At 47.5% G+C, this 25,134-nt stretch carries 17 protein-coding genes; 13 read left to right on the forward strand and 4 right to left on the reverse strand.

Features of this window, described 5'->3' with window-relative positions:
* Positions 1-49: 49 nt before the first annotated feature.
* Entirely contained in the window at positions 50-1,633 is a 1,584-nt protein-coding gene (locus ADIS_RS19810) for a DUF5060 domain-containing protein (RefSeq protein ID WP_010856494.1), read from the reverse strand.
* A gap of 161 nt (positions 1,634-1,794) precedes the next feature.
* On the opposite strand from ADIS_RS19810, the gene ADIS_RS19815 reads away from it, so the two are divergent.
* The 9 genes from ADIS_RS19815 to ADIS_RS22490 all read left to right on the forward strand — a co-directional run bounded on the left by ADIS_RS19815 (position 1,795) and on the right by ADIS_RS22490 (position 14,014).
* Positions 1,795-3,009, forward strand: coding sequence for a proline dehydrogenase family protein (locus ADIS_RS19815; protein WP_035807097.1), 1,215 nt, complete (start codon positions 1,795-1,797; stop codon positions 3,007-3,009).
* 9 nt (positions 3,010-3,018) lie between these two features.
* On the forward strand, positions 3,019-4,740 hold the full coding sequence (gene lysS, locus ADIS_RS19820; protein WP_010856497.1) for a lysine--tRNA ligase: 1,722 nt from the start codon (positions 3,019-3,021) through the stop codon (positions 4,738-4,740).
* Between the two features lie 250 nt (positions 4,741-4,990).
* Positions 4,991-6,181, forward strand: coding sequence for a formaldehyde dehydrogenase, glutathione-independent (gene fdhA / locus ADIS_RS19825; RefSeq protein WP_010856498.1), 1,191 nt, complete (start codon positions 4,991-4,993; stop codon positions 6,179-6,181).
* 307 nt (positions 6,182-6,488) lie between these two features.
* A complete protein-coding gene (locus ADIS_RS19830; protein WP_035807098.1) occupies positions 6,489-7,733 on the forward strand; it encodes a mandelate racemase/muconate lactonizing enzyme family protein in 1,245 nt (414 codons plus the stop codon).
* A 21-nt stretch (positions 7,734-7,754) separates the two neighbouring features.
* The gene (gene dgoD / locus ADIS_RS19835) at positions 7,755-9,023 is read left to right on the forward strand and encodes a galactonate dehydratase (RefSeq protein ID WP_010856500.1); all 1,269 of its coding nucleotides are present in this window, start codon (positions 7,755-7,757) and stop codon (positions 9,021-9,023) included.
* A gap of 89 nt (positions 9,024-9,112) precedes the next feature.
* The gene (locus ADIS_RS19840) at positions 9,113-10,465 is read left to right on the forward strand and encodes an enolase C-terminal domain-like protein (RefSeq protein ID WP_035807099.1); all 1,353 of its coding nucleotides are present in this window, start codon (positions 9,113-9,115) and stop codon (positions 10,463-10,465) included.
* A gap of 178 nt (positions 10,466-10,643) precedes the next feature.
* Positions 10,644-11,426, forward strand: a complete 783-nt coding sequence (gene truA / locus ADIS_RS19845; protein WP_010856502.1) for a tRNA pseudouridine(38-40) synthase TruA — start codon at positions 10,644-10,646, stop codon at positions 11,424-11,426.
* Between the two features lie 85 nt (positions 11,427-11,511).
* Positions 11,512-12,201, forward strand: coding sequence for an SIMPL domain-containing protein (locus tag ADIS_RS19850; RefSeq protein ID WP_010856503.1), 690 nt, complete (start codon positions 11,512-11,514; stop codon positions 12,199-12,201).
* A 91-nt stretch (positions 12,202-12,292) separates the two neighbouring features.
* Positions 12,293-14,014 (forward strand): cellulase family glycosylhydrolase, encoded by a 1,722-nt coding sequence (locus ADIS_RS22490; RefSeq protein WP_155907637.1) that lies wholly within the window; start codon positions 12,293-12,295, stop codon positions 14,012-14,014.
* A gap of 13 nt (positions 14,015-14,027) precedes the next feature.
* Here the strand turns inward: ADIS_RS22490 and ADIS_RS19860 are convergent, their stop codons facing one another.
* From ADIS_RS19860 to ADIS_RS19870, 3 genes are all read right to left on the reverse strand, one after another.
* Complete coding sequence (locus ADIS_RS19860; RefSeq protein ID WP_035807100.1) at positions 14,028-15,608, reverse strand: Rne/Rng family ribonuclease; 1,581 nt, start codon at positions 15,606-15,608, stop codon at positions 14,028-14,030.
* 189 nt (positions 15,609-15,797) lie between these two features.
* A complete protein-coding gene (locus ADIS_RS19865) occupies positions 15,798-16,616 on the reverse strand; it encodes a tetratricopeptide repeat protein (protein WP_010856506.1) in 819 nt (272 codons plus the stop codon).
* 26 nt (positions 16,617-16,642) lie between these two features.
* Positions 16,643-16,951, reverse strand: a complete 309-nt coding sequence (locus ADIS_RS19870; protein WP_035807102.1) for an HU family DNA-binding protein — start codon at positions 16,949-16,951, stop codon at positions 16,643-16,645.
* 159 nt (positions 16,952-17,110) lie between these two features.
* Between ADIS_RS19870 and mutY the strand changes: the two genes are divergently transcribed.
* The 4 genes from mutY to gltB all read left to right on the forward strand — a co-directional run bounded on the left by mutY (position 17,111) and on the right by gltB (position 25,134).
* The gene (gene mutY, locus ADIS_RS19875) at positions 17,111-18,184 is read left to right on the forward strand and encodes an A/G-specific adenine glycosylase (protein ID WP_010856508.1); all 1,074 of its coding nucleotides are present in this window, start codon (positions 17,111-17,113) and stop codon (positions 18,182-18,184) included.
* Between the two features lie 151 nt (positions 18,185-18,335).
* Positions 18,336-18,782 carry a single-stranded DNA-binding protein gene (locus ADIS_RS19880; RefSeq protein ID WP_010856509.1) on the forward strand — a complete coding sequence of 149 codons (447 nt, stop codon included), beginning with the start codon at positions 18,336-18,338 and terminating at the stop codon, positions 18,780-18,782.
* A 146-nt stretch (positions 18,783-18,928) separates the two neighbouring features.
* The gene (gldE, locus tag ADIS_RS19885) at positions 18,929-20,272 is read left to right on the forward strand and encodes a gliding motility-associated protein GldE (protein WP_010856510.1); all 1,344 of its coding nucleotides are present in this window, start codon (positions 18,929-18,931) and stop codon (positions 20,270-20,272) included.
* Positions 20,273-20,643: 371 nt separating this feature from the next.
* On the forward strand, positions 20,644-25,134 hold the full coding sequence (gltB, locus tag ADIS_RS19890) for a glutamate synthase large subunit (RefSeq protein ID WP_010856512.1): 4,491 nt from the start codon (positions 20,644-20,646) through the stop codon (positions 25,132-25,134).

Genomic DNA, 25,134 nt, shown 5'->3' on the forward strand with positions numbered 1-25,134 from the left:
ATATAGGGTATTTAAAGTACCAGGAAAAAAGGCCCTAATGGGGAAGCCTTCAATCTGCTCTTTTCAGTAATAGCGCCGTGTAGGGCTTCTGGGTGGTAAAGGAAAACTCACCTGAGGTCACAGTTCGCTCCTCTACTATCTCCATGCCCCAGGTATCAATCACCTGAAGGAGATAGGATCCGCTACCGGAAAGGTTTACTGAAAGCGTCTGCCCCTCCGATCCGGTGTAAAGCATGTATACCTCTCCCGGCTTTTCAAACAGGTGCTGGTTCTTCATGAGGCTTTTGGGATCCTCAGAGGCGATGAAAACCGGAGACATCTCATGAACGGGCAATTCCTCCATGATTTCCCGGAAAAAGGCGATTCGGTCTGGACTGGTTCCCATCAGCGTGCCTCCCTTTGCCCACCACCTTACTTCGGTTTCCTCATCCGAATCATTTCTGAAGGTGTCGCCGTGGGTGGGATATCCTCCACTAAGCCCTGCCATCCAGAAATAGGCCGTCATTTCTTCTCCGCTCAGATTGCCCCAACCGCTTGGTACATTGCCTTCGTACCTCATTTCGTCAAAAAGGAGGGGCTTTTGATACCTATCCCGCCAGCGGATGGCGTTCCAAAACTCATACGTCTGGGTACACACGTGCGTGATCCAGTCCTCGGTATGATCGTAAAAATGATCCTCAGAGCTGTACCAATTGTGAATGCCACGAAAACGCTGATGGGGATCCTCGCGCTGCAGCATCTCTCCGATTCCTCGCCAGTCTATCGTCTCCTTGATAGAGGGAATGTCCCATTCATTGGCAAGAGACCACCAAACATTTCGGTAGGCAGACAGGCGCGCCATTAGGTAGCGAACATATTTTTCGTTCATTTCATTGCCCATGAAGGCATAGCCCCAGCGGTCATAGGGGTGAAAAAGAATCACATCCGCTTGAATGCCCATATCCATAAGTTGGTGAACCCGTTTATCAAGATTCTGAAAAAAGGCAAAGTTAGGCTGTGTAAAGTCATTGGCATCTCCATTCCGTTGAAAGGGATAGGCCCAAGGTTCGGTTTCGTTGCCGTATTGATAATGTTTGGGAAACAAACACATTCTGATCTTGTTGAAGGGCGAATCAGAAAGGGTTTCCAATGTTTTCTCCTGAATCGATTGTTTTACGCTGGTCCACTGATAGGCAGTAGTGCCTATGCCGTAGTAAGGCGTGCCATCGGCATACTGAAGGTAGAAGGTATTAACAATACGTAGCGGGCCATGGTTGGTTCCGGTGGGTGGTATTGCCCGTATACTGCCTATATTCCCGTCCAATGTACTTATTTGGCTTTGGGTTTTGTAGTGCCAGATTCCTTGGGTCGGGGGCGAAAACCGAAGGCGGTAAACCCCTTCCCCGTCATAAAACCCAGGAACCTGCAATCGTTGACCTTCTTCCGAAGTAAACTCGGCATAAAAATCTATCTCTAGGTATGGGTTTCCAGCATCTGGTCCGACAAGCTCCAGTTCAAAGACACCCCATTGTTCAACGGACACGGACGGCTCCTCAGATTTGCAGGAAATCAATAGGGCAACGGCTAGGATCCCCAGAGGGAGTATTTGCTTTATACAGCTGATTGCTTGGGTTTTATTGGTAAATGGAAGCATAGGGCAAATGATTGGCGTAGATCAACGTTTATAGGCTATTAATATTAGGGTGTATTTCTGAAAAAAGCAAATTTAGTGCGGATGGTAGCAAAGCTAAAATGAGCAAACAAAAGCCTGTGCATACCTGTTTTTTTGGTATATTTGCAGCTTGAAAATTGAGGATGGAGACTAAACCCAACGTTTCTTTTGAAAACACCGCGGTAGCCTTTGCGCATAAGTCGGACTCAGCCTTACGCCGGATGCGGGTTCTGTTTAAGATGATGCACTATCCGTTCCTGCTTCACACGGGCATCCGACTTGCCAACTGGGGCCTAAAGTGGAGGCTACCCATCAATGGCTTGATCAAAAGTACTGTTTTTGAGCAGTTCTGTGGAGGGGAAGATATCCCTTCCTGTAGACCTAAAATTGAGGAGCTTGACCGATTTGGAGTGGGTACCATATTGGATTACTCAGTGGAGGGAAAGAAGGACATACCCAGTTTTGAACGAACCAAGGAACAGGTAATCTTAACTATTCGTGAGGGAAAGAACAACCCCAAACTTCCCTTTGCTGTATTTAAAGTTTCCGGCATCGCCAATGTGGACGTATTGACAAAAGTTCAGGCGGGTGTGATGTTGGATGAGGAGGAAAAGGAAGCATTGGCACGAGCGCAGCGTAGGATCAACGAGATTTTCGAATCAGCAGCGTCTGCGGGAGTCAGAATCATGGTGGATGGGGAAGAAAGCTGGTTCCAGGACGTGATTGATTCGTGGGTACAGGCGGCCATGGCTACCTACAATCGGGAGACGGCCATTGTCTACAATACGTTTCAGCTTTACCGGCACGATATGCTCAGACGCTTAAAAGATGCGCACCACGATGCAGTAGCCAAAGGGTATTTTCTGGGGGCCAAGTTGGTCCGGGGAGCCTACATGGAAAAGGAGCGGGAACGAGCCAAAGCGATGGGCTATCCTTCGCCCATCCAACCTGACAAGGCGGCTACTGACCGTGATTACGACAGGGCCTTGCAGTTTTGTATCAACAACAAGCAGCGCATCTTTCTCGTGAGTGGAACGCATAATGAATTGAGTAACTTAGTGCTAAGCGAGCTGGTAGATCTGCACGGAATGAAACGAAGTGATCCCAGGGTGTATGCAGCCCAGTTATACGGAATGAGCGATGCTATTTCGTTTAATTTGGCTAGCGCCGGTTTTAATACGGCTAAATACCTTCCCTATGGGCCGGTGGGTGAGGTGCTCCCCTATCTCAGCCGAAGGGTCGAGGAAAACTCGGGTATTGCGGGTCAAAGCAGTAGGGAATACACCCAAATAAAAAAGGAACTGGTAAGAAGAAAGCAAAGGAAGCAATCGGCATTCCCAGCCATTGGAAAAAACTAAAACAAGCATATGCAATTATTGAGTGAACAGGAGATTGAACGCCGTAAGGATCGCGAAGCCCTGATGCAGATGGGAATAGATCCCTATCCTGCTATTTCGTTTCCCGTAAACGTGACCGCCGCAGATATTCATCAGAACTACGAAAACCGTAAGAATGATTATAAGAATATCAGCATAGCAGGGCGTTTGATGACCCGTCGTATCATGGGTTCAGCTTCTTTTGGAGAAATTCAGGATTCGACCGGAAGATTGCAGATCTATCTCCGGCGGGATGACCTTTGTCCCGGTGAGGATAAGAGCTTTTACAATACTGTTTTCAAAAAGTTGCTGGGAATTGGGGACTTTGTAGGTGTCAAGGGATATATTTTTACCACCCAAACAGGAGAGATTTCTCTCCACGTAACGGAGCTTACCTTGCTTTCCAAGTCCATTAAGCCACTTCCGGTCGTGAAGCGGGATGATGAGGGAAATGTGTACGATGGTTTTACGGATCCCGAACTCAGGTATAGACAGCGCTATGTTGATCTGGTGGTGAACCCGGAGGTTAAGCAGACCTTTATTACCCGTTCACGGGTGATTTCGTCGATGCGGAGGTATTTTGACGATAGGGGATGGTTGGAAGTGGAGACACCCATTTTACAGCAGGTACATGGAGGTGCTGCCGCCAAGCCGTTTGAAACGCATCATAATGCGTTGGATATCCCCCTGTTCTTGCGTATTGCCAATGAGCTTTACCTGAAGCGCCTCATTGTGGGGGGCTTTGACGGGGTATATGAGATTGGAAAGATGTTCCGTAATGAGGGGATGGATCGGACGCATAATCCCGAGTTCACTTCCATGGAGATCTACGTAGCCTACAAGGACTACCACTGGATGATGGACATGGTGGAGGATTTGCTGGGTAAAATAGCCGAATCTGTTCTTGGTACCACACAGGTTCAAGTAGGGGAGCATCTGATCGAGTTTGGCGGACCCTATCGGCGTCTGACCATGTTTGAATCCATTCTGGAATATGCCGGGGTAGATGTCAGTGAGATGGATGAGATGGGGTTAAGGGCAGTTTGCCAGCAGTTTGGCATAGAAGTGGAGGAGAGTATGGGCAAAGGCAAGCTCATCGATGAGATTTTTAGCGAAAAGGTAGAGCAGCACTTGATTCAGCCTACCTATATCACCGATTATCCCATAGAGATGACACCCCTCGCGAAAAAGCACCGTGAAAAGCCAGGATTGGTGGAGCGTTTTGAGCTTTTCGTAAATGGCAAGGAAATAGCGAATGCTTACACGGAATTGAATGATCCCATTGATCAGCGGGAGCGCTTTGAGGATCAACTGAAACTGGCCGAAAGGGGAGATGACGAGGCAATGGCGATGGATGAGGACTTCCTGCGTTCCCTGGAATACGGAATGCCGCCTACTTCCGGTTTAGGTATAGGTATTGACAGACTGTGTATGTTGTTGACCAACAAGCATACCATACAGGAAGTACTTTTCTTCCCGCAGATGAAACCTGAAAAGAAAGTTAAGATAGCCAGTGACGAGGATTTTATGGCATTGGGGGTTAGCGCCGCGTTGATCCCAGCCCTGAGGGATTTAAATATCCACACAATCGAACAGCTGAGGACTCAGGATGTGAACAAGTTGTTTAACGACGTTTGTGGCAGAAGAAAGAAACTAAAGTTGGAGGTACCCAATCCTACCAAGGAGGAGGTTGCCTCTTGGTTGGAATCCTAATCGAAGCATTAGGTTAGCCATTTTCGTAAAAAAACCTACCCGATTAAGCGAAGCTGTTGGGTAGGTTTTTTTTATTTCGGTACCAGTTATCCTTGTTTTTGTTCGTTTTTTCCCATTTTTTCAATTTTAGAACTGATTGCCACGGAGTTGCACCTCTTTTTTTCTAGCTTTTACAAATAATTCCGGTTGTGGTTCAGTTGTTTTCATCAATCGGTTTTTTCCAATGTCAGTTCATTAAACCCAATTAAAAATGTGTAAAAATCACGGAGTGGCTTACGTACGTCCCGGCGAAGTGGAGGTACGGGAGATTGATTATCCCAAACTCGCCCTAGGCAATCGAAAATGTGACCATGGCGTCATCCTCAAAATTGTTTCCACCAATATTTGCGGTAGTGATCAGCATATGGTCAGGGGCAGAACGACGGCACCTGAAGGCCTGATCCTCGGTCATGAAATTACCGGGCTGGTCATCGAGGCGGGCCGTGATGTGGAATTCATCAAAGTGGGCGATCTGGTATCGGTACCCTTTAACATCGCCTGTGGGCGCTGCCGCAACTGTAAGGAAGGCAAAACAGGCATCTGTCTGAATGTGAACCCAGCTCGTCCAGGAGCGGCCTATGGCTACGTCGATATGGGCGGATGGGTAGGCGGTCAGGCGGAATATGTAATGGTTCCGTATGCGGATTTCAATCTCTTGAGATTCCCGGATGCCGACCAGGCGATGGAAAAGATCCGCGACCTTACCTTACTCTCCGATATCTTCCCTACCGGATTTCATGGTGCGGTGACTGCCGGAGTGGGTCCGGGAACGATAGTTTATGTGGCAGGTGCCGGTCCGGTAGGTCTGGCCTGTGCGGCTTCCTGTCACCTGCTGGGTGCGGCGGTGGTGATCGTTGGTGATATGATACCCGAGCGTTTGGAGCAGGCACGTAGCTTTGGCTGCGAGACCATTGACCTTCGGCAGGAAACTCCGCTGGATGAGGCAATAGCCCAGATCGTGGGCGTACCGGAGGTAGATTGTGCAGTGGACTGTGTGGGTTTTGAAGCTCGGGGGCATGGTGCAGATGCAGGTCGCGAAATGCCCGCCACGGTATTGAATTCGGTGATGGATATCACTCGAGCCGGCGGTAGTATAGGGATACCCGGCCTTTATGTCACCGGTGATCCCGGGGCGGTGGATGAAGCAGCGAAAATCGGTAGTCTAAGTATTCGTTTGGGTCTTGGCTGGGCCAAATCCCACAGTTTTCACACCGGTCAGTGCCCTGTGATGAAGTACCATCGTCAGTTGATGAATGCCATTCTTTATGATAAGGTACAAATAGCCAAAGCTGTGAACGTGCAGATAATTTCATTGCAGCAATCCGTTCAGGGGTACAAGGACTTCGATGGTGGCGCTGCCAAAAAATTTGTGATCGACCCCCATGGAATGATTCCAAATTGATTGCCTTTTGGCAATGGCGTCTCAACGTTTGGTTACCCCCTGAATTTTTTGTGGTGATGACTTTCAATAAAGGAACCGCGGCGTAAAGCTTCGGTTCCTTCTTGTTATATATCCCATGGGTCAAGTTTTTTCATGGACGGATGCCATAGTGTCGATTCGGTCTGCAACGCATCATTGACGGACGATAATGCATTCCATTTTTTAATGCAATAAGCCGGCAAAATATTAGTTGTTTTATACTTTAAAAAAAGGAATATTAAGGGTGTAATTCATTTGGTTTCGATTATTCATTTTAATCCGTATAGCTATGCAAAGAAGAAAATTTATTAAATTGGGGGCTATGGGTACGGCTGCTTTAGCGTCGGGAGTTGTATCCTCAGCGAAGGCTTTTGATGCGTTCGACCTCAAAATCCGGAAGATCCGCTACTACGCGGCACCGGGTTACAACAAGCCCTTGTTTAACCAGGCCCGGGGGATCGTGGAAGTTGAGACGGATTCAGGCCTTATCGGTATAGGTGAGGGAGGAAGTAACGATATGATCCGCCAAGTGGCCGAAATGATCATCGGAGAGGATCCATTTCGAATAGAGCATATCTGGCAGCATTGCTACCGATCCATGTTTTATCCGCCAGGCAGGGAAAAGCTCCACGCGTTGGGAGCAATAGAGATGGCCTTGTGGGATCTAAAAGGCAAGGCACTTGGCGTTCCGGTTTATGATCTGCTTGGCGGTAAAACAAGGGATTTTGTAGAGTGCTATGCAACGGGATTCAGAAATTCCAAGGCGACCACCATGGAGGGTCGAGCCTTGGATTGCCTAGCGGCAGGCCTGCGCTGCTACCGCATTGGTCCTACGGGTGGCAATGGCGAGGAGCGGTTCGACTTTTATGAACACAGCAAAAAGACCATCGAGATGTGCCAACGGTTGGATAGCGCAGTGGGCGGAAATGGCAATTGGGCGGTGGATCTTCACACCCGTTTTGATACCCCGGAGGCTATCAAGATTTGTGATGCCTTGGAGAAACTGGAGCCATACTTTGTGGAGGACATCATACGGTCAGAAAATCCCGAGGTGTATCGCACCATACGACGCATGACCAAGGTGCCGATCGCGGTGGGCGAGCAATTTGGGGATCGGTGGGATACCAATGTGCTGATTGAAAACCACCTGATAGACTACAGTCGGGTTACCCTCCCCAATACGGGAGGCATTGGTGAATTGAAAAAGATCCTGGCCATTGCCGAAACACACTATGTAGGTATCATTCCCCATTTTACGGGCCCCCTGTCTTCTGCAGCGTTGGTACATGTGTTGGGATCATCCAGTCCTACCCGGTGTATGATGGAACTTGCCGGTGGTGAGCCGGAGTACCCAGCCTATTTCAATCCGGATTATATGATTTTTCGGGAAGGTAAGTTGTACCTAAATCCTGAACCCGGATTGGGAGTACAGTTTGATCCTGTCAAGGCCGATTTCCAGTTTGAGATTACGGAAAACACCAAATTTCCCCATCCGTTTCTGTTGGCACCGGATGGTTCTGTGCACAATTGGTAAGAAAACGAAAACCCATCCTATATGAGAAAGAATGACCAGAGTCCCAAAAAATCAAAACCCACCCTTCAGTCCTCCCGCCGCGCAGCCATTCAGTCTGTCTTGGGTCTTGCGGGTACCGGCCTGCTATTGCCCCTTTCGTCTTATGCAGAGACCCCGACTCCTACAGGTACCAAGTATGGGGAGGTGAAGATCACCCGCTTGGAGACGTTTCTAGTGAAACCCCGCTGGATTTTCTTGAAAATCCACACGGACGCAGGTGTGGTAGGCCTTGGTGAACCGCTGTTGGAGGGGAGGGCGTTGACGATACAAACGGCCATCCAGGAAATAGAGCCGTATCTGATCGGTAAGGATCCGCGGCAAGTAGTTCACCACTGGCAGGCCATCTACCGGCATGCGTTTTATCGGGGTGGCCCCATTCTGACGTCCGCCCTGAGTGGAATAGATCAGGCCCTATGGGACATCAAAGGTAAGCTGCTGGGTGTGCCCGTATATGAGCTTTTTGGAGGCCCTACCCGGGACCGGGTACGTATCTATGGACGTGCCAGCAACGCGGAAGATATGAAGAAGCGCAAAGCGGAAGGTTACACCGTAATAAAAACCGGTGTCGCCAAGCGGCAGCCTGCAGGAATTGTAGAGAACCCGGCGTTTATTCGGTATGCTGTGGACAACTTTGCGTCGCTACGTGAAGCTGGCGGACCTGAAATGGATATAGGCATAGACTTTCATGGAGCCATCTCTCCACAGACTGCCAAACTGTTGATCAGGGAACTGGAGCCGTACCAGCCCATGTTCGTCGAGGAACCCTGCCAGGCCCAGAATGTCGATGTGATGGTCGATATAGCCCGTGGTACCCACCTGCCCATTGCCACTGGGGAGCGAATTTTTACGAAATGGGGATTTCGGGAGATCTTGGAAAAGGGAGCGGCCAGCATACTCCAACCGGATATCTGCCATGCAGGAGGACTCACAGAATGTCGCTTGATCGCGGGTATGGCGGAAGCCTATTACGCCGCCATCGCTCCCCACAACCCCATGGGGCCAATCTCCCTAGCCTGTGGGCTTCACCTTGCGGCGAGTATTCCCAACTTCCTGGTCCAGGAGCAGGTGTCGCTCGGTGAAGGATACCTTAAAAACCCCTTTAAGCTGCAATCCGACGGCAGTGTGTTGATCCCAAGGGGCCCAGGGTTAGGCGTTGAACTGGATGAGGACGCCCTACAGGATAAAATCGGCCACGATTGGAAAAACCCGGAAACCTATCATCCATTTGACGGGTCTGTAGTAGATTGGTGAGGACAATAACCCTTTGGTCTTTTCGTCAACTTACGTTATCTTTTCCATGCCCATGTTTTTATTACAATAAACCAAAAAATCCATAACGAATGAATACCTCTAAACAACACAACAGAAGAAAATTATTGAAGGGATTGGGTCTGGGGTCAATGGCTGGCATGCTAGGGCTCTTCTCCAGTCAGGAAGCGCAGGCTAAGGAGGAGAAAGAAACTCCAAGCTACCTGCGAGGTTTACCTCCTCTCAAGATTACCAACGTGAAGGCAATAGGAACAGCACCCAGCGGCTCCAACCTCATTGTGGTAAAGGTTGAGACCTCCGAGCCGGGCTTGTACGGGCTTGGCTGTGCCACCTTTACCCAGCGGGCGTTTGCGGTAATCACTGCCATCGAAAAGTACCTGCAAGACTTTTGCGTAGGCAAAGACGTGGACAATATTGAGGACATGTGGCAGGCGGCCTTTGTAAGTTCCTATTGGAGAAACGGCCCCGTATTGAATAACGCCATCAGTGGATTGGACCAAGCACTTTGGGACATCAAAGGAAAGCGGGCCAATATGCCGGTGTACCAATTGCTGGGGGGAAAATGCCGCTTTGCCATCCCCTGCTACACCCACGCGAGTGGAAGCACCCCGGAGGAAGTTGCCGATAATGTGACCCGTTTTATGGAGGAAGGTTATCGTTATGTCCGTATTCAGCAGGGTGGATATGGAGGGACCGGTCTCACCCAAGAGCCGGATTTTAAAAAAGCTGGATTTGGAAGGGATTCGGATCAATACATGGATCAGGGTAGATACATCCGTTCCGTACCCAAACTATTTGAAACCGTACGCAAGCAATGCGGTGAAGAGGTGGAATTGTTGCACGATATCCATGAGCGGCTGGATCCCATCGATGCGATTCGGGTGGTAAAAAGCACAGAACCCTATCATCCTTTCTTTATTGAAGACCCTTTTTCTCCTGAGCAGATGGAGTGGTTTAAAGAGTTGCGCAATGCCACCTCCGTGCCGCTTTCCATGGGTGAGTTGTTTAACAACATCAATGAGTTCAAAGAACCCATGGTGAATCGCCTCTTCGACTATATCCGCATCCATATTTCCCAAATCGGTGGAATCAGCCCTGCAATGAAAGTGGCCAGACTGGGAGAGTTCTATGGCATACGAACGGCGTGGCACGGCCCGGGAGATGTGTCACCGGTAGGCCATGCTGCCAATGCACACATCGATTTTGCCGTTTGGAATTTTGGGATTCAGGAGGCTGCACGTATTACCGATGTGGCTAGGGAGATATTTCCGGGTTCGCCTACCATGAAGGATGGGTATATGTACGTCAACGAAGTGCCCGGATTGGGTGTAGACATCGATGAGAAGTTGGCTGCCAAATACCCCATGCATACACGTTCCAATTGGACTGTCCGAAAATTTGACGGAACCATCATTCGGCCTTAACCTAGCAAAAGTCTCCCATCTCACCCGTTGAAATGGGAGACTTTTTTGCATTAAGCTATCAAACTTGGTGCCGTCTTCGTAGGGGCAGTGATTCTGTACCGTAAAGTTGTCGGTCATCCTGCAGAGGGAAATTTTCCGCGGTTTGGACATATCCGTTGATAATGCCTAGTTTTGCTCCATGCAGACTCGTCCATTCTCTTATCTGATCCGTATTCAGTATCTGGGCCTCCGCTACCACGGCTGGCAGGTTCAAAAAGGAGTTAAGACCGTTCAGGGGACATTGGAAAGGGTTTTTCGGTACGTGCTGGAACATGAAGACTTCACGGTTTTGGGATCGAGTCGTACAGATAGTGGGGTTTCCTGCCTTAACGGTGCCTTTGTGATCTACTTAAGAGAAGAACCCGAGATAAGTTTGCTTATTCAAACAGTCAATGAGCACCTACCTACTGATATCCGATTATTGGGAGCGGTACGTGTAGACAGAAACTTTAACGTGATCCAGGATGTCGTCAAAAAAAGGTATGGGTACTATTTTTCCATTGGCCCCAAGCCCCATCCCTTTCAGAGTGCGTCCTTGGCCTATGGGGGAGCACAGGTAGATTTGGAGCGGATGTGGGAGGCATCTGCCTGCTTTTTAGGAAGGCACGACTTCAGAAGGTTCTGCACCCACTCCAAACAGATAGAAGACTTCGTACGTGAGATCTACTCCGTTGAGCTGTGCAGTGCTGCGGGGGAGAGTCTTTGGCCGGTAGTCAGTACCTATGTGTTTAGGGTAGAGGGAAACGGTTTTTTGATGCACCAAGTTCGTCGGATGGCCGCAGCACTGCTTATGGTAGGCAGGGGGGAGCTCAGTATAAATGCGCTTCGTGCGGCACTCACCGATCCGGTTTATAGTCCCTTTTGCCCCAAAGCACCTGCCCAAGGCTTGGTATTGGAGGAGGTGGTCTTAAAGAATCTATAACGAAATAGTTGGCTTATAATTTGCTATCCACTAATTCCATTCTTGGTAGGGTTAGATTTGACCACTGAAAAACACGTTTAGATATATGAAGAAAAACCTGATTGTTTTGATTCTGCTGGCATGCTCAGGGATGGGATATGCTCAGCATTTGATGGTGGAGGGAAAGAGTGAATTGAAGGCATTGCCTGACGAAGCGGTGCTGGTGCTTACGCTTACAGAGGTCGCTATGACTACTTCCGAGGTGACGAATGCGTTGAACAGGAAGTCCAAAACGGTAAGTGATGCATTGAAAAAGTCCGGAGCGAAGGCATATACCTTTACGGCGGACAATTACTATGTGAACGTAAATCGGGTTTACACCAAAGGGACTGCCAAGGACAGCGGATACGTTGCCTCACAGCAGTTGAGGGTAGTGGTTTCTGATACGGGAACGGACTTGGTAAAGGCGATAGAGGCGGTGCAGCAGGCGGAGAACCTAAGCTTTCAGCTGCAGTTTCGCGTTTCGGAAGTAAAGCGAAAGGGATATGAGGAGGAGTTGCTTAAGCTGGCGTTGGAGGATGCCAAGCGGCAGGCACGTGTTATTGCGGAGACCATGGGTATCACTGAGTTCAGGGTGCATCAGGTGGACTATACCACTGGAACCACGTTTCCGCCCATTATGTACAGGGCAGAGGCCATGATGATGAAGGCAGCCGATGATCGGGTAGGCCCTACGCTACAGGTGGAGGAGCAGACTATTTCGGACCGTGTGAAGGTTGTCTTTACCTTCGAATAGGTATATGCTGCTTGTTCCATGATTTTTTGGATGGGCACCATTCATTGGTTAAACAGAAAGGATTAATTGATTAAATTCCGTACATTATGGTGTGAAAAAACTGTTAGTCCTTTTGTTTTTTTATACTGGGGGTCTATTTGCCCAGCAATCTTCAATTCACCTGTTGAACCAGCGATTGGGGAGAGGGGTGAATATCGGTAACATGTTCGAAGCACCAGAGGAAGGTGCTTGGGGCAATTCTTTCCGGGATGACTACTTTTCTAAAATTGCCGGCTTGGGATTTGACCATGTAAGGATCCCCATCCGCTGGGATACGCCTTCACGAACCGGACAGGCGGCTCCTTATATGATAAATCCCACGTTTTTGAACCGTATCCAAGAAGTAGTGGATATGGCTCTTGCGAATGGGTTGATGGTTATCATAAACATGCACCACCATGATGCGCTGTTTGTGTCACCTGTTGACGAGAAGGAGAAGTTTCTCGCCCAATGGGCTCAGATTGCCGCTCACTTTGAGTCGTATCCTGAAACCCTCCTTTTTGAAGTTTTAAACGAACCCCATGCTGCCTTGACTCCCAGGCTTTGGAATGTTTTTTTTGCAGACGCCCTGACCGTTATTAGGCAGACGAACCCGACCCGCGGGGTGCTTATGGGTACCTCCGAATTTGGAGGAGTTAGTGGAATAGCCCATCTCGATCCTCCAAAGGATTCCAATATTATCGTTACCGTTCATTTTTATAGTCCTTTTACCTTTACCCATCAGGGAGCAGAGTGGGTGGGAGAACATACGGATGAATGGCTTGGAACCGCCTGGCACGATTTAGTATATGAACGCGAGGCGCTGGTTCAGGAATTAGAATCTGTTGCCGACTTTTCTAAAAGAGAAAATATTCCGATTCACATGGGAGAATTCGGCGCGTACGGGAAGGCAGATATGGAATCACGAGTTCGTTGGACCAATTTCCTGTCCAGGTATTTCGATAGCGTAGGGTACAGTTGGGCATATTGGGAGTGGAGTGCAGGATTTGGAATCTATGATCCATCTACTGATACATTTAAGGATCGGTTGGTCAGCGCGCTTTTACATGATCCCTTGGATGAACCGCGGAATGCCTATCCTTCCACCCTATATTTGAGTAATTTTGCTACGGGAAGCGATGGCTGGAATTTGATTAATCAACAGGGTGCGGCTGGCACATTGTTGACTGAATCAAATGGCCTAAGGGTTCGGATCACTCAAGGAGGAAACGAAAATTGGCATTCGCAGCTTAGCCGACACGGTTTTGATCTAAAGCAGGGAAAACTATACCGTGTATCCTTTACCGCACAAGCACAGGCACCTACCACCCTCACCCACTATATGGGTGAGAGCTTATCTCCGTATCGTGCATACTCCGGATATCAGGGTTTTCAAGTTTCGGAAACAGAAAGGGAATTTGCGTATATTTTTAAAATGCTATCGGCGGATGATGTTAATGCCCGTATGGTATTGGATTTGGGGCAAAAAGAAACCAGTTTGTGGTTTAAATCTATGAAATTAGAACAATTGGATTTTCTTGTGTCTTCCATTCCATTGGAGCCAGTAGAAAAGATTTACGCATATCCGAATCCAGTAGAAGGTAAATTATATTTGGAAGGAGTTTTACGAGGTACATCTGGAAAACTGATCACGCCGAATGGCCAATTACTGGTTGAACTAGATTTAGATCCGCAAATGCCGACGATAAACATGGCGGGCTACCCGGCTGGGCTTTATTTCTTACAGTTGACTACTGCTACATCCTCGCAAATTCTGCGGATTATCAAAAAATAAAAAAACAGCGAGTCTATTCAGACTCGCTGTTTTCATTTATTACTGAGATTTCAATGGTATCTCCCGCGTCATTCAGGAAACGATACTCCGTCACTGGTAGGGAAGAGTCTCTGATCAATTGAACCCATTTGAAGTATTTAAAAAACCATTTCACCCTTCGGGATATGATTCCTTGGGTAAAGTAGGCATGCAAATAAGGATGCAGCCCAATTTTGATTCTTGACGTGTTTTGGTTTACAGCGATGTGATCCAGGTCTTTTTCCAATTTATCCGCTACTAAAATGGAAGCTTGGATTTTGCCTGTTCCATTACATGATGGACAGGTTTCTTTGGTGATAATGTTCATTTCCGGTCGTACCCGCTGCCTTGTGATCTGCATCAGACCAAACTTGCTAAGTGGCAGTACGGTATTCTTAGACCGGTCACTTTTCATCTCCTCTTTCATGGCCTCGTAGATCGCCCGCTTGTTGTCGGCTTTCTTCATGTCAATGAAGTCGATCACGATGATGCCACCCATATCACGTAGGCGTAATTGTCGTGCGATTTCCTTCGCGGCCACCAAATTGGTTTTCAATGCGGTGTTTTCCTGGTCACTTTCCTGATTGGATTTATTGCCACTGTTTACATCTACTACGTGTAGGGCCTCTGTATGCTCGATAATGAGATACCCACCCTGCGGTAGACTTACAGCCTGTCCAAACAGGCTTTTAATTTGTTTTTCAATACCAAAACTTTCAAAGAGCTTAGCTTTTCCGTTGTAAAGCTTTACAATTTTTTCTTTCTCTGGGGCAATGGATCGGATATAGCCTTTAATTTGGTCGTATACCTCTTCTTCTTCTACGGTGATTGCATCAAATGATTCGTTGAGTAGGTCCCGGATGATCGAGGACGCCATACCCATTTCTCCTATTACCTTGTCTCTGGTTTTGGCTTTGGCCAGTTTCTTCATTCCATCTTCCCAGGTCTGTACCAAGCTTCTTAGATCTTTGTCCAGCTCGGTGACCGATTGCCCTTCTGCTACGGTTCGGATGATTACACCGAAATTGGCGGGCTTGATGGAAGTGATGAGACGGGAAAGCCTCTTACGCTCTTCGGCACTTCGAATCTTTTTCGAAACACTCACTGAGTCGGTAAAAGGTACCAATACCAGAAATCTTCCGGCAAAGGAGAGCTCACAGGATAGTCGGGGGCCTTTCGTAGAAATAGGCTCTTTTACCACCTGAACCAACACTTGGTTGTTTTTCGACAATACCTGCGAGATCTTTCCCAGTTTGTCAATTTCAGGTGCTTTTTCAAACCCTTTTAGATTTTGGCCGGAGTAGCCATTGTTTTTGACCTGTTTGATAAGTTTGTTTAGGCTGTTGATATTTGGGCCTAGATCCTGATAATGCAGGAAGGCGTCCTTCTCGTAGCCAACGTCAATAAAGGCTGCGTTGAGCCCGTTGACGATTTTTTTGACAGATCCTAAATAGATATCTCCAACCTTAAACTTGCTGTCCTCCGATTCCACGTGGAGTTCCACCAAGTTTTTGTTTTTTAAAAGGGCTATGCGACTACCGTTTTGAGAAGAATCAATTACTAATTCCGTGCTCAAATCGTGTCTCCTTTGTTTAAAATGTTAAAGAACTTATTTGTGTGTAATTCAAAAAGAAGAAGCGATTACTTCTTCTTGTGTCTGTTTTTTCTGAGTCTCTTCTTCCGCTTGTGCGTAGCGATCTTATGTCTTTTTCTTTTCTTACCGCAAGGCATAGTCTAACTGTTTATTGGTTTACAATACGTTTAATTACATTCGCTCGAGGTAATTGGCGACGGCTGCAAGAATCTGATCGTCGTCGGTCAATTCCTTTAGGGCTTCCAGCTGTTTTTTGGCTTTGTTTTTTTGATCTGATTCAAAATAACTCACACCAAGGTAAAACTGACCCTGAACATTTCCGGGATGGTGCCTGACCAAGTCTTCAAATCGCTCTGCCGCCCGTTTATACTGCCCGGATTGCATCGATAAGATCCCCATGTTAAAAAGGGCTGACTCGTTAGTGGGATCTTGCTCCAATATATCACGTAACATGGTGATCCCCTGCATCGGATTGGAAGTGGAAACATAGGTCATGGCGACCTTGGTTTTCAAATCCAACCGTTCGGGTTTGGACTCCAACACCTTATTTAAGTATGCCCTCGTTTTCCCGGCCAAAGCCGCTGTTTTGGCTTCATCCATTGAGTAGGTAAACGCTTCGTAAAATGCGCTACCTGCTTTCTCTATCTTTTCCAGCGTTGGCGAATTGTCCGCCGCAAGCCCATAAAAATAAGCCGCACTGTCCAGTTTGCCCCGTTCTGCATAGATTGCTCCTGTCGAATCCGCAAAGATAGCGAATTTTTCCTTATCCTCTTCTATTTCCATTTCGCCCTTCAGCTTATCGATCAACGATTGGGCTTCTGGGGTGAGGGAAGCATTGTGTTGGTTGTCGGGATTAAATGAATTTCCCAGATCAGCTTCCTCTTCGATGGCGCCCTCACCCTGATTGTCTACAACTACCATAGGCAGCGAGTACAACACCACGATAAGCACGATACCGAATAGCAGGAAGATGATCTGGGATTTTTTCATGGTCTCAAAAAAGAAAAGTCCTCAGATTAATCTTGGGGAGCAAGTTCTTTTACCTTCTTGCTGTTTTTGATCTTGTCAATAAACGTTTTTGAAGGCTTAAAAGCGGGAACATAATGTTCATCAATAACGATAGCAGTGTTTTTGGAGATATTTCTGGCGATTTTCTTTGCTCTCTTCTTATTGATAAAGCTGCCAAATCCTCTGACATAAATGTTTTCTCCCTCTGCCATGGAGTCCTTTACTACTTTGAAGAATGCTTCAACGGTTTGAGTAACGTCGTCCTTCTGAATGCCGGTCTTCTCCGAAATCTTTGTGATTACCTCTGCTTTAGTCACTGTGTTAAAATTTATGTTTGCTTAAACAAGGCTTAATTGCCTATTAACCAACTATTTTTGGGAGTGCAAATTTACACCTTCCAACCTAATTAAAAAATATATTGGTTAAAATTAGTTTGTTTTGTAGAAGATTTCGCCTTCAACTAAAACCCCAAAAAATTGATTATCAGTCGCTTTACAAATCAACTGCTTGCCTGGTATCCGGATCATAAGCGGGATCTTCCGTGGCGGTATACCAGAGATCCCTACATCATTTGGCTTTCTGAAATTATCCTACAGCAGACTCGCGTGGTTCAGGGGTTGCCCTATTTCGAGCTGTTCCTTCAGCGCTTTCCAACCATCTTCGATCTCGCAGCGGCGGCGGAGGGAGAGGTACTTCGTTGTTGGCAGGGACTTGGGTATTATAGCCGGGCCCGTAACCTTCATGCCTGTGCAAAGGAGATCGTGCGTGAAAGGAATGGAAAGTTCCCCCAATCCTACGAAGGGCTGTTGAAACTTAAAGGGGTAGGACCCTACACGGCTGCTGCCATCGCCTCATTTGCCTTTCTGGAACCCAAGGCGGTCTTGGACGGAAATGTGTATCGGGTGTTGTCCCGGTATTTTGGAGTCTATTCGGATATCGGCAGTGGACAGGGAAAGCGTGATTTTGAAAAGCTGGCCGCTGAGGTTTTGTCCAAGGAGCAGCCTGATATTTACAATCAGGCGATCATGGAGTTTGGTTCATTGCAGTGTACGCCGCAGCAGCCGGACTGCGGCAGTTGTCCCCTGGTATCCACCTGTTTTGCCTTTGCTAATAAGGCGGTTGGCGAGCTGCCGGTGAAGCTGGGCCGTACCAAAGTAAGGGATAGGTATTTCCACTATTTTTATGTTACCTGTGGCGACGAGGTGGTGATCAATCAGCGGCGCGGGAACGATATTTGGCGAGGGCTCGTTGACTTTCCGCTTGAAGAGAGCGAGCTGGATGAACGGCCTGACGTGGATCAAAGTCCTCTGCTAAAAGAGCTGGGCAGGCTTGACCCTATTGTTCTACTGCCTCAGGAGCCGCCCAGAAAGCATATCCTCAGTCATCAGCGTATAATGGCTGATTTTGTGGAGGTTGTGGTTCCGCCGCGTTTCGCATCCGAACTTTCCCTGTGGTGCGAAGGGAAAGGGTATCAGATGATAGATCATCGAACCTTGGGTGAATTGGGAAAACCAAAACTGATCCTCGGGTATTTGAATGAACAGAAATAATTTAATAAATTTAAAGATGAAATGCGCATGGGAATGGTTCTTCCGTAGGAAGGGCATATGGGTTTTCTAAATGACCGTACAGAAACAGCTATTAATCGTTCCATTTTATTGATAATTTAAATTTTTCGTAAACCGTTAAACCAAGAAAACTATGGCAGGAGTAAACAAAGTTATTTTAGTTGGGAACTTGGGAAAGGATCCCGAGGTGAGACATTTGGAAAGCGGCAGTGTGGTAGCAAACTTGACGTTGGCCACTACTGAGAGTTACAAAGACCGAAGTGGTAACCGGGTGGATAACACCGAGTGGCATGATTTGGAGCTCTGGGATGCACAGGCCAAAGTAGCAGAGCAATACCTCAGAAAAGGAAGCCAAATCTACGTAGAGGGTAAAATCAAAACAGACACCTGGCAGGATGAGCAGGGCAACAACCGCAAAAAGACAAAGATCAGGGTGATCAGCTTCACCATGCTAGGAACGAGGCAGGGCTCCTCTGATGGCGATTCCGGCGGTGCTTCGGCTCCAGCAATGGAAAAGCGGGCGATGCCGGCCGTACCCGATACGGGTATGGATGATGAAATGGATGATTTGCCATTTTAATGGTGCGAAGAGCCGCAAAATGCGTAAATCCGTACTTCATTTTGGTTAGAAGAGACAGTAGAGGCAGTTCAATTTCGGAATAGGTAAGCCTTTACTGCCTCTTTTTCGTTTATAAATTTCGTAGATTTGTATCAAATTACCCCCTAATGGACGACCCCTACCCGAGTTTGTTATCCCTGGTGGAGTTACAGCCGCTATCCGTCGGCTACATGGTCAGCAACCTAATGCTGTTCCTTTTGCTTTTGGTTTGTTCTGCCTTGGTTTCAGGCTCTGAGGTTGCTTATTTTTCGTTGGATCACAAGGATCTGAGAGAGCTGGAAGAAGAGGGGTCACCGGGAGCCAACAAGGTACTACACCTTATCCGCGAGCCCCAGCTACTGCTTAGTACCATATTGATTTTGAATAACCTTATCAATATCAGCATCGTCACGCTAACTACTTTTTTTTCGTGGAGCCTTTTTGGATCGGATGCAAAAGGGATTTTCGTTATCGTGTTTCAGACCGTCGGGGTAACTTTTTTGATCGTGTTTGTTGGTGAAATAGTTCCAAAAGTCTACGCCAACAATGCCCGCATGGTGTTTTCGAAAGCGATGGCCGGGTATATCCGTTTTTTTTCGAGTCTCCTGTATCCCTTTTCCAAATTTCTTATGGCTATGAGTGATGTGATTGAGAAGCGTATTCAAGTAAAAGGATATACCCTTTCCGTCAATGAGTTGCATCAAGCCTTGGAGATCACATCGGATGATTCGAATGAAGGGGAAAAAGGCATCTTGAAAGGCATTTTTAATTTTGGCACGCTCTCCGTCAGGCAAGTAATGCGGTCTAGGCTAGACATTACGGCTGTGGATGTTGAGATGGATTTTCATGAGCTCATGGACAAGATCAACAAAAGCGGCTATTCCCGCATCCCCGTTTACGAGGAGACTATCGATCAAATCAAAGGCATTCTCTACATCAAGGATGTGCTGGGCTATATAGATATGGATGAGCACTTCGAATGGCAGAAGCTTATCCGAAAAGCCATGTTTGTCCCCGAATATAAGAAGGTAGATGGGTTGTTGAAGGATTTCAAAGACAAACGGGTACACATGGCCATAGTGGTAGACGAGTATGGGGGTACATCGGGCCTTGTCACGTTGGAGGATCTGATTGAGGAAATAATCGGTGAGATCAACGATGAATTTGATGATGCGGAGGAGATCAACTACAAAAAGCTGGACGAAAATACCTACATCTTTGAAGGGAAGGTTTCCTTAAATGATTTTTGCAAAAAGTTGGATCTGGACATTCAGCTTTTCGATGAAGTAAAGGGAGAGAGCGAGTCACTTGGAGGGCTATTGCTGGAGATTAATTCGAGTTTTCCGAAAAATGGCACTAAAATACGTTACCGAAACTTTGAGTTTTTGGTATTGGCAGTGGATACCCGAAAAATCAAAAAAGTGAAGGTAACCATAGATCCTACTATGCCAGGTGAATCAAATCATTCCTAAATCAGCTGGTTGGGTGAACCGAAATGGGCATAGGGGTACCCTGTATCTCTTTTGTCCAAAAATTATTTTTTCTGAAATTTTTTTCTAAATTTAAAGATTGAAAAACTGACGCCAATTCTCGCTAAATTTTTCTCTAGTCATTAAAATATGGGTTAACAAATTAACCGGTATTTCAGTTTTTTTTGTAATTAAACGGAAAAACGGTTTGTTTTTTACGACAATGCTGAATTCCGATTATCATAATTTTTTCCGCCGTAATCGGCAAGTCTTTCATTTTTGTGTTACCTTTAATGCCTAGATTTTAAAAAAAGAAAAATTTATTGTCAATTATTCAACTGGATTGGGAACCTATTTATTAAATTAAAAATATAATGATTCAAGGATTGTATCGTTCGCAATTTGAACACGACTCTTGCGGTATAGGTGGTGTTGTTAACGTAAAAGGCATAAAAAGCCACGAAACGATAAGCGACGCACTGCTCATGCTCAGTAATATGGAGCACCGGGGCGGAAGAGGGAGTGATCCGAAAACCGGAGATGGTGCCGGTATACTTATACAATTACCGCATTCGTTCCTAAAGGAAGTCACACAGCGGCTCGGATTTACCTTGCCAGCCGAAGGAAGTTATGGCGTAGGGATGGTTTTTTTTCCTAGGAATAGGCAGCTATATAAGAAGTCCAAAGAGCATCTTAACAAGATAATCGAAGACCTGAATTTTGAGATCATCGGTTACCGTGAGGTGCCCACAGATGAGACCGTTCCGGGATCCGGTGCGTTGGAGGTAATGCCGAACATCGAGCAGGTGTTTGTACGCCATAAAGATGGTCTGCTCGGGTTGGATCTGGAGCGAAAGCTGTTTGTGCTAAGGAATTTTGCAACCAGAGAGATCAACTTGGGCATTCCTGGTGTAAACGATGCATTTTACTTTGCAAGTTTTAGCAGCCGAACATTGATCTATAAAGGTCAGCTTAGGACAGATCAGGTGCTGGCGTTTTACAAGGATCTTCAGAACAACAAGTTGACCTCAGCGCTTGCTGTAGTTCACTCCCGTTTCTCTACCAATACCTTTCCGAACTGGCGTTTGGCACAGCCCTTCCGCTACCTCTCACACAATGGTGAGATCAATACCATCCGAGGTAATCTTAACAAAATGCGTTCTAAGGAAACGCTGATGAAATCGATTCACTTCTCGGACGAGGAATTGCAGATGTTGATGCCCATCACGAATGCCAAAAATTCCGACTCGGCCAATTTGGATTCTATGGTGGAACTGCTTGCCTTGAGCGGCAGGACGCTTCCCCATGTAATGATGATGCTGGTTCCCGAAGCATGGCAGGATAATGAGACGATGGATCGGAACAGAAAGGCGTTTTATAAGTTTCATGCCTCCTTGATGGAGCCGTGGGATGGGCCGGCGGCGTTGTTGTTTACCGACGGGAAATCCCTCGGTGCGACGTTGGATAGAAATGGACTTCGTCCTCTCCGTTATTTTCTGACCTCGGATGATAGACTTATCCTTTCCTCGGAGGCCGGCGCATTGCCCATTCGGGAGTCCACCATTACCGAGAAAGGCCGGGTAAGTCCTGGCCGAATGATCTTGGCAGACACCGAAAAGGGAAAGGTATCCTTTGATGAGGAGATCAAGAAAGAAGTATGTGACAACAAACCCTACGAAGGTTGGATTAAAAAGCAGCGATTGAAGCTGCGCCTTATACCGGCGCCGAAGCAGTTGACCTACCCCTATGCTACCGAACAAATTAAGAAGAGGCAGACTATATTTGGGTATACTTCGGAGGATCTGAAGGTTATATTGGCACCGATGGGCGATACAGGCTATGAAGCCGTGGGATCGATGGGGGCAGACACCCCTCTGGCAGTCCTTTCCAAGCAAAGCCAGCATATCTCCAATTACTTCAAGCAGCTCTTTGCCCAGGTGAGTAACCCTCCAATCGACCCCATCAGGGAACGATTGGTGATGTCTCTATTCACACGAATAGGAGAAAGCCACAATATTCTCGACGAAAGCCCCAAGCATACCAAGCAGATTCACATATCGCAACCTGTATTGCTGAACGAGGACCTCGAAAAACTCCGAAACCTGGAGTCAAAGGGCTATCGCGCACATACACTTCAGGCGCATTTTGTGGCGGACGGACAGCCTGGGAGACTGCTGGAAGCGCTCGACAAAATCTGCAACGAGGCTGAGGAAGCTATCAAAAACGGCAAAAATATCCTGATTATTTCCGACAGGGAATGCTGTACGGATACAGCACCCATCCCGTCTTTGCTGGCGGTGGGGGCTGTACATCACCACCTGGTGAACCAGAAAATCCGAACTAAGGCCGGTATAGTGGCAGAGGCCGGTGATATTCGGGAAACCCACCACTTCGCCACCGTCATTGGGTATGGTGCCAGTGCCATTAATCCTTACTTGGCGCTGGAATCTTTGGTAGCCATGAATGAGGACGAGCTGCTGTCCAAAAAACTACCACAGAAGAAGCTGTTTGAAAACTACAAGAAAGCGATCGGCAATGGTCTCCTGAAAGTATTGTCAAAGATGGGTATCAGTACCCTTCAGTCCTATCAGAGTGCCCAGATTTTCGAGGCAATCGGTTTGGGTCCAGAGGTGATCCAGCGCTGTTTCAAAGGTACGGTGAGCCGAATAAGCGGTATTTCCTTCGACGAATTGGCAGAGGAGGTATTGTTAAGACATCGAGCGGCCTATAAAACGGACAGTCCTATATTGGAAACCGGAGGTGTATACCAGTGGAAGCGAAGAGGTGAAAAGCACCTTTTCAATCCGGAGACCATCCATTTGCTTCAAAAATCGACCCGTAACAACGACTATCAGCTGTACAAGAAATTTGCTGATAAAATAAATAACCAAACCCGTGATGCATTGACTTTGCGGGGTTTGTTCGAATTCAAGAAGCGAATTTCCGTACCCCTCCATGAGGTGGAGCCTGCTGAGAAGATCATGAAGCGATTTGCGACAGGCGCCATGTCGTTTGGATCCATCTCGCATGAAGCGCACACCACCCTTGCCATAGCCATGAACCGCATTGGTGCGAAAAGCAACAGCGGGGAGGGAGGCGAAGACGAGATACGCTTTGCGGTAAAGGAAAACGGCGATTGGGAACGCTCCGCCATCAAGCAGGTAGCATCCGGAAGGTTTGGTGTTACCAGTAACTACCTAACGAATGCCTCGGAGTTGCAGATTAAAATGGCTCAGGGCGCAAAACCCGGCGAAGGGGGGCAGTTGCCCGGCCATAAGGTGGATGAGTGGATAGGCAGGGTACGGCATTCTACGCCCGGAGTTGGATTGATCTCTCCTCCGCCCCACCACGACATTTATTCCATTGAAGATTTGGCGCAGTTGATTTATGATCTGAAAAACGCCAACAGAAAAGCTCGAATCAATGTGAAGCTGGTATCCCAGGCTGGCGTAGGAACCGTAGCGGCCGGGGTAGCAAAGGCGCAATCGGATGTGATCCTGATCTCGGGAGCAGATGGTGGTACTGGAGCGTCTCCGCTCAGTTCCATCCGGCATGCAGGACTGCCTTGGGAGCTTGGCTTGGCCGAAGCTCATCAAACCTTGGTAAAGAATAACCTTAGAAGCCGGGTCGTATTGCAGACCGACGGTCAGCTACGTACAGGCCGCGACATAGCAATCGCTACCTTGTTGGGGGCGGAAGAATGGGGAATCTCTACGGGAGCCCTGGTGGTGGAAGGCTGCATCATGATGAGAAAATGCCATTTGAACACCTGTCCGGTAGGTGTAGCTACGCAGGATCCCGAATTGAGAAAGCTGTTTACCGGACGCCCTGAAGACGTGGTAAACTTCTTCCGGTTCCTGGCAGAGGATCTTCGGGAGATTATGTCCTCACTTGGATTCAGAACGATCGACGAAATGGTCGGTCAAAGTGATGTCCTGAAAGCTACAGGGTACCTGAACCATTGGAAATGGGACAAATTGGACTTAAGCCCCATTTTCCACAAAGTAGAGGTGCCCGATCATGTGGGTATTTACAAGCAGATCGATCAAGACTTTAAACTGAAGCGGGTGCTGGATAGGCGATTGATCAAGGAGGCATTGCCTGCGTTGGAACAAGCCAATCCGGTAACGGGCAAGTTTGAAATAAAGAACGTAGACCGTACCGTAGGGGCCATGCTTTCCAACGAGGTTTCCAAGATTTTTGGAAGTGTTGGCTTGCCGGATGATACGATCAAGTACAAGTTTTTGGGATCGGCAGGGCAGACGTTTGGCGGCTTCTTGGCCAAAGGTATTTCCTTTGAGTTGGAAGGAGAGGCAAACGACTACTTTGGCAAGGGGCTCTCCGGAGGAAAGCTGATTGTCTATCCTAGCCGAAACGCCCAGTTTGTCGCTGAGGAAAATATCATCATCGGAAACGTGGCCTTTTATGGGGCTACCTCCGGCAGTGCCTACATTCGTGGAAAGGCAGGGGAGCGCTTCTGTGTCCGAAACTCTGGGGTAGAGGCAGTTGTAGAAGGGATAGGAGACCACGGTTGTGAGTACATGACAGGTGGTATGGCGTTGATACTGGGAGAGATAGGCCGTAACTTTGCCGCTGGTATGAGTGGTGGTGTTGCCTATATCTTTAAGGAACACGTAGGCCATATCAACGGAGAGATGGTGGATTTGGATCCTCTAAACGAAGATGATTTTGCTGCTATCAAGAAAGCCCTGAAAAACCATCAGCTGTATACATCCAGTGTGGTTGCAGAGCAGCTGTTGGAAGATTGGGAACAAGCCAAAGACAGGTTTATCAAAGTGATCCCCAGGGATTATAAGGAAGTATTGAGAAAAAGAGCATTAGAACAATCAAAAACGTTAGTTTAA

Origin of the sequence: Lunatimonas lonarensis, assembly GCF_000390185.1 — a bacterium.
Classification (GTDB): domain Bacteria; phylum Bacteroidota; class Bacteroidia; order Cytophagales; family Cyclobacteriaceae; genus Lunatimonas; species Lunatimonas lonarensis.

Coding starts and splice junctions, on each gene's coding strand:
- ADIS_RS19810 (WP_010856494.1), bottom strand. CDS start 1,633: ATGCTTCCATTTACCAATAAAACCCAAGCAATCAGCTGTATAAAGCAA.
- ADIS_RS19815 (WP_035807097.1), top strand. CDS start 1,795: ATGGAGACTAAACCCAACGTTTCTTTTGAAAACACCGCGGTAGCCTTT.
- lysS (WP_010856497.1), top strand. CDS start 3,019: ATGCAATTATTGAGTGAACAGGAGATTGAACGCCGTAAGGATCGCGAA.
- fdhA (WP_010856498.1), top strand. CDS start 4,991: ATGTGTAAAAATCACGGAGTGGCTTACGTACGTCCCGGCGAAGTGGAG.
- ADIS_RS19830 (WP_035807098.1), top strand. CDS start 6,489: ATGCAAAGAAGAAAATTTATTAAATTGGGGGCTATGGGTACGGCTGCT.
- dgoD (WP_010856500.1), top strand. CDS start 7,755: ATGAGAAAGAATGACCAGAGTCCCAAAAAATCAAAACCCACCCTTCAG.
- ADIS_RS19840 (WP_035807099.1), top strand. CDS start 9,113: ATGAATACCTCTAAACAACACAACAGAAGAAAATTATTGAAGGGATTG.
- truA (WP_010856502.1), top strand. CDS start 10,644: ATGCAGACTCGTCCATTCTCTTATCTGATCCGTATTCAGTATCTGGGC.
- ADIS_RS19850 (WP_010856503.1), top strand. CDS start 11,512: ATGAAGAAAAACCTGATTGTTTTGATTCTGCTGGCATGCTCAGGGATG.
- ADIS_RS19865 (WP_010856506.1), bottom strand. CDS start 16,616: ATGAAAAAATCCCAGATCATCTTCCTGCTATTCGGTATCGTGCTTATC.
- ADIS_RS19880 (WP_010856509.1), top strand. CDS start 18,336: ATGGCAGGAGTAAACAAAGTTATTTTAGTTGGGAACTTGGGAAAGGAT.
- gldE (WP_010856510.1), top strand. CDS start 18,929: ATGGACGACCCCTACCCGAGTTTGTTATCCCTGGTGGAGTTACAGCCG.
- gltB (WP_010856512.1), top strand. CDS start 20,644: ATGATTCAAGGATTGTATCGTTCGCAATTTGAACACGACTCTTGCGGT.